The organism is Ursidibacter arcticus (assembly GCF_009761375.1).
Lineage (GTDB): Bacteria > Pseudomonadota > Gammaproteobacteria > Enterobacterales > Pasteurellaceae > Ursidibacter > Ursidibacter arcticus.
Genome location: NZ_LEKM01000016.1, coordinates 1 through 6281, shown reverse-complemented (window position 1 = coordinate 6281; position 6281 = coordinate 1). Strand labels below are relative to the sequence as shown.

General features: G+C 36.7%; 4 protein-coding genes. 2 read left to right on the top strand and 2 right to left on the bottom strand.

Going from position 1 to position 6281, the window contains the following annotated elements; all coding sequences use genetic code 11:
* Positions 1-71: 71 nt before the first annotated feature.
* Complete coding sequence (locus A1D25_RS00605; RefSeq protein WP_157393790.1) at positions 72-2366, bottom strand: DNA internalization-related competence protein ComEC/Rec2; 2295 nt, start codon at positions 2364-2366, stop codon at positions 72-74.
* A 144-nt stretch (positions 2367-2510) separates the two neighbouring features.
* Positions 2511-3722 carry a serine/threonine transporter SstT gene (sstT, locus tag A1D25_RS00600; protein WP_157393789.1) on the bottom strand — a complete coding sequence of 404 codons (1212 nt, stop codon included), beginning with the start codon at positions 3720-3722 and terminating at the stop codon, positions 2511-2513.
* A 273-nt stretch (positions 3723-3995) separates the two neighbouring features.
* Here sstT and A1D25_RS00595 point away from each other — a divergent pair, with 273 nt between their 5' ends.
* Both A1D25_RS00595 and ushA read left to right on the top strand, forming a co-directional pair.
* Entirely contained in the window at positions 3996-4358 is a 363-nt protein-coding gene (locus tag A1D25_RS00595; RefSeq protein WP_157393788.1) for a diacylglycerol kinase, read from the top strand.
* 65 nt (positions 4359-4423) lie between these two features.
* Positions 4424-6067 (top strand): bifunctional UDP-sugar hydrolase/5'-nucleotidase UshA, encoded by a 1644-nt coding sequence (ushA, locus tag A1D25_RS00590; protein ID WP_157393787.1) that lies wholly within the window; start codon positions 4424-4426, stop codon positions 6065-6067.
* The last annotated feature ends 214 nt before the right edge of the window (positions 6068-6281 follow it).

Sequence of the window (6281 nt, the reverse complement as noted above, 5' to 3'; positions counted from 1 at the left end):
GACGCCACGCTGGCGTCCGAATGAAAAAGGACTTTGTCAATAATCTGTGGCAATGCAAACGCATTGCCTTTTTAATTGCCGAAATAGGCTTGATACCAAGGGTTCCATTCTGCTCTTGCAGTATTGATTTTATAACCCCGTTCATCAAAACTCACTTTAACCATTCCAACTTGAGCAGTATTTAAACTTGTTACACCATAATTGGCTAAACGTTTTTCAACCTGCAAATTAGGTAACCGCCAAGGGTTCCATCTTCCGGCTGAAATAATGGCAAACTTTGGTTGGGTATTGGCTAATAATGTTTGGCTAGTACTTGTATTACTGCCGTGATGCCCAACTTGTAGAAAATCAATATGCCCCACTTGATGAACAAATTGTCGCTCTTGCTGAACACCACTATCCCCTGTAAAAAGTAGCTTATACTCCCCTAACGTAACCAAAATTACACAAGAATCCGCATTCTTAGCTCGTTCAACTCGCTGGATTGGATAAAGTGCCTTTAACTGGATTTTTCCAAAGTACCACTCTTGTCCTTTAACACAAGGGGTAGATACCGTTTCGTTGTAACGTTTATTGCTTGGAGAAATAAAATCTGCTTGTGGAAAAGCCGATAATACATCTCCCACACCACCTGCGTGATCATTATCATCGTGACTAATAAAAATAGCTTTAACATCAATCCCTTCTCGTTTTAGATAAGGAATAATTTCAAGTTGAGCCATTGATCCACCCCGCCAACTTGCTCCTGTATCGTAGAGAATTGCCTTTTTCTGATTATCTTCCCAATAAACCAATGCCATTGCCAACCCTTGCCCAATATCGAAATTAAGCCATTCGATTTGTGATCCCCTTCCCCAAAAGTGAGGAATAATCTTTACAGTATAGAAAGAGAGTGCGATAAGCGGTGCGATCCACCACTTTTTTTGCCATTTTTGCCTAAGTTGCCACACATAAAGTAACGTCAATATAAAGAGATTTAGACTTAACAACTGCCACTGTTGTTGATAATTCAGATCAACCCAAGTGGTTAAAGGTTCAAGTACAATAATACTCCAGTTGGCTAACCAATCTGCGATTTGCCAAGTGTAAAAAAGATTATCCGTTATCAAACTCACTAAAATTAGAGGCACTAATACCATACTATATAGTGGCACTATAACTACATTCGCCAATAAACCAAAGGTAGCCACGCCATCAAAAAAATAGAGTTGCACTGGGGAAAAGATGAGCCAGATACCAAACTGTAAATGCAATAACCCACAGATAAAGCGGATAGATTTTATTGAAAATTTACCATTGCCTTTTGCTTGCCACTTAGCAGGTAAATATTTCTCCATTGGGAAAAACTGATACCAAGCAATCAAACTGGCTACGGCAAGAATAGACAACCAAAAACTATCAGAAAGTACTGCCATAGGGTCAAGTAAGACTAATAGTGCCACACAACGCCACCAGAGTTGCCAAGATGTGTAATGCCTTCTAGCAATCTGACAAAGCAACACCAAACAAATTGCAATTAATGCTCTTACCGTTGGGATAGCAAAGCCAGCTAAAAAGCTATAACCCAAAGCAAAACAAAACCCGATACTTTTTGCAAAAAACGGATTAAATCTTACCGCTTGGTAAATACCCAAACGACATACAAGCCACTGCCCTATTCGTGCAAATAGCACACCAATACCCATTGCAAGTGCAATATGTAACCCTGAAATTGCAATTAAATGTGCAGTACTAGTTTGTTGAAAAATATCCCAATGGGCTTGCTTTAACCACGCTCTTTCACCAAAGGCTAGGGCAAGTAGTAATCCTTGTGTACCTAATTCACTAGTAGCCATTTTTGCTCTTTCTAACCAAGCAGTACGAAATGGTATTGACTGCTGTTCGAGCAAAATTGCGTTTCTAACCGTAGAGATTTGCTGAATATTTTGTGCAAAATACCATTTTTGTCGATCAAAATTCCCTTCATTTAAACGGCTAGAAATTGGACGAATGGTTAATTCCGCTTGATAAAAACGATCTAAATAAAGTGGTGTTTCACTCTGCCAATTCAAATAAATACGTAACCCATTTTCTCGCTTGGCGATGGCGGTTTGATACTCTTGTTGTTTTAAAATCTGGACAATTTGAATTTTTTCACTCAGTTTCTCTACTTGAACAAGCTCAGCTTGTGAAATTTTCCAAAGTGTAATCGAATAGCTCAAAGCAACTGTAATCGCTAAAAATAGATAGCTTAGTTGCCGTTTATATAAAGCCAAAATAAGAAAAATACCTGCTACCCCCATTCCACCATATAAAAGCACTTTAGGCAGAATAAGAATAGGTAAAGTAGCAAATAGATAATAATAACAAAAACGATCTAAATTCATTGCGTGATACTCAATTAGTGTTTTTAGTATTACGCAAAATCGCCAAGAGAAAAGTAAGAAAAAAGGATTTGTCGATCGACATCACAAAAAAAGCAGACCATTATGATCTGCTTTTAAAGGATTTGCTTTTGAATAAGCTAATTTTTATTGCTTTTCTTCGTCAGATAAACTTACTGCTGCGGTGAAAAGCACGTCTGTTGATGAGTTTAATGCAGTTTCTGCTGAGTCTTGAATAACACCAATAATGAAACCAACACCAATAACCTGTGCGGCTACATCATTTGGAATGTTGAATAAACTACACGCAAGTGGGATAAGTAATAAAGAGCCACCAGCAACGCCTGATGCACCACAAGCACAAATTGAAGCAACAAAACTTAATAATAATGCTGTCCAAAAATCAGGCACGATACCTTGAGTATAAGCTGCTGCTAACGTTAAGACGGTGATAGTAATCGCAGCACCCGCCATATTGATATTCGCACCCAATGGAATTGAGATTGAATAAATCTCTTCTTTTAAACCTAAACGTTTAGCAAGGTTCATATTAACTGGAATGTTTGCTGCTGAACTACGAGTAAAGAAAGCTGTTACACCACTTTCACGCAAACAAGTAATTGTAAGTGGATATGGGTTACGGCGAAGTTTCCAATACACTAAAGCTGGGTTTAATAAGAATGCAACAATTGCCATTGCACCTAGTAATACCGCTAATAATTTTGCATAACCTGCGAAAGCGTCTAAACCATTCGTTGCGATAGTTTCAGCTACTAAGCCAAATACCCCAACTGGTGCAAATGCAATCACGATTTTTACCACAAACGACACTGCATCGGCCATATCATTTAATAACACTTTTGTGCTAGGTGCTGCGTGGCGTAATGCAATACCTAAACCGATTGACCAAGCTAAAATACCAATAAAGTTACCATTTGTGATTGCACCTAAAGGGTTATCCACTAAATTAAAAATAACGGTTTTTAATACTTCACCCACACCTTGTGGTGGTGCTAAACCATCTGGGCTTGTTACTAATTCTAACGTGGTTGGGAATAGGTAACTTAAAACCACCGCTGTTACCGCAGCTAAGAAAGTACCAACCAGATATAAGACTAATACGGGTTTTAAACGGCTATCGCTGCCAACTTCTTTATTAGCAATTGCCGCAAGAACTAAAGTGAAAACTAAAATGGGTGCAATTGCACGCAATGATTTCACAAAGAATTGACCTAATACACCAACACTAGTTGCCATATCAGGAAATGTAAGAGCTAAAATCAGCCCAAGAACCAAACCTACAGCGATACGTAATACTAAATTACCGCCAAGGATTTTTGAAGATACACAGTTACTCATAAAAATTCCTGTAAGAGAAAGAAATAATAAACGCCTAGACGTCTATCCACCTAAAAAATAGAAGTGTGAGATTAGCGGAAAAATAGTAATAAGTGAATAGTCAAGTAAGAAATTCTGATGATAAAGTCATAAAATTTTTATACTACACTGCTTTTGTTTCATTTTTTTAAATTTTATCTAACTTCTGATTAAAAAATAGCTTAATTTCTTTCCGCAAACCTTTGCTTTCAGGTAGAATAACTAAAATTTTACCATTCATTTTCAAGAGAATTTATGAAACCTGAAAACAAAGCGGATTTTAAACGTATTATTCGAGCAACAGGCTACTCAATGAAGGGCTTAAAAAGTGCTTACATCAATGAAGCTGCATTTCGTCAAGAAGTGTGGCTTTCTTTTTTTCTTATTCCATTAGGATTTATTTTAGGCGATGGTATTATCGAAAAAGTGCTATTAGTTTGCTCAGTTTTATTAGTACTGGCGATGGAATTATTAAATAGTGCTGTTGAAGCTGTTGTTGATCGCATTGGTTCGGAATACCACGAATTATCAGGTAGAGCAAAAGATATTGGCTCTGCTGCTGTCTTTATGACAATGGTAATGTTTGGCGTAACTTGGATTTTAATCCTATTTTTCTAACTTGAATAAGCGGTTAGATTTTTATTATTTTTTACATTTTTATTCACACAACATTAGAGGACTTTATGAAGTTTACTAAAACTCTACTTTCGGCAGCCTTATTAAGTGCAACAACCGCAATGGCATACGAATCAGATAAAACTTACCAATTTACCGTATTGCACGTGAATGATACTCACGGTCATTTCTGGAAAAATGATAAAGGCGAATATGGTTTTGCAGCCCAAAAAACACTTATTGACAATGTTCGCAAAGAAGTAGAAGGCAAAGGCGGTTCAGTATTATTACTACACGCTGGTGATTTTAATACGGGAGTTCCTGAGTCTGATATGCAAAATGCAAAACCAGATATTGAAGGAATGAATATGATTGGTTATGACGTTGCAGTGTTAGGTAACCACGAGTTTGACTTCCCTCTTCAAATTTTAGATATGCAAGAAAAATGGGCAAAATTCCCGCTTATTTCTGCAAACGTAATCAATAAAAAAACTAACAAACCACTAGTCAAACCTTATGTTACCTTAGATAAAAATGGTCTAAAAGTAGCGGTAGTTGGCTTAACAACGGAAGATACAGGTAAATTAGGTAACCCTGATGTCACAGAAAACGTGATTTTTAATGACCCAATTGAAACGGCAAAAGCAACACTTGCTGAAATTAACCAAACTGAAAAACCAGATGTACGTATTGCATTAACACATATGGGTTACTACTTTAACGAACAACACGGTTCAAATGCACCAGGTGATGTGAGTCTTGCTCGCCGTTTAGATAAAGGTGCTTTTGATTTAATTATCGGTGGACATACTCACGATACGGTGTGTATCGATGAAAAAGGCGAGTTCAAATTAAAATATACACCAGGTGAAGAATGTAAACCTGATTTCCAAAATGGTACTTGGATTGTTCAAGCGGGTGAATGGGGTAAATTTGTTGGTCGTGCCGATTTTGAATTTAAAAATGGCGAAACTAAATTAGTTAAATATGAACTGATTCCTGTGAATTTGAAACAAAAGATCAAATTAGAAGATGGCAAATCAGAATATAAACTGTATCAAACTGAAATTGCTGAAGACCAAGCTGTATTTGAACACCTTAAAAAATATCAAGATGAAGGTGATAGATTACTTGGCGTAAAAGTGGGTGAAGTAAAAGGTAAATTTGAAGGTGATCGTAAAATTATTCGTTTCCACCAAACTAATTTAGGTCGTTTAATTGCACAATCGCAAATGGAACGTGTAAAAGCTGATATTGGTATTATGAACTCTGGTGGTATTCGCACTTCAATCAATGAAGGTGATGTAACTTATAAAGATATTCTTACTGTTCAGCCGTTTGGTAATATGATTGCAACCGTGGATTTAACAGGGCAAGAATTACTTGATTACTTAAATGTTGTGGCTCTTAAAGAGATTGATACAGGTGCTTATCCACAATTTGCAGGTATTTCAATGGTTGTTGATCGTACTGCAAAACAGGTATCAGATGTTAAAGTTGCAGGAAAACCATTAGATCTTAACAAGAAATATAAAGTTTCTTTACCTGATTACTGTGCAAGTGGCGGTGATGGTTATCCAGTAATGAAAAAACACCCAAGCTATGTTAATACAGGCTTTATTGATGCTGAAATGTTGAAAAAATATTTTGAAGAAAATAGCCCGTTAGACGCATCAAAATTTGATCCGAAAGAAGATATTATTTTTAAATAATACCAGATTATTGACAAACTTATTTCGTGTAGGGTGGGCTGAAGCCCACCATTTTGTAACTTATTGATTTTAAAGATGGTGGGCTAAAGCCCACCCTACAGATTTTACGTTCTTTTGAAGTTTGTCATCAGTCTGAGTGGGCTAAATGCCCACTATTTTTTTACTTATTTATGTACAAAAGAGGTAATTTAATACCTCAGACTGATGACAAACC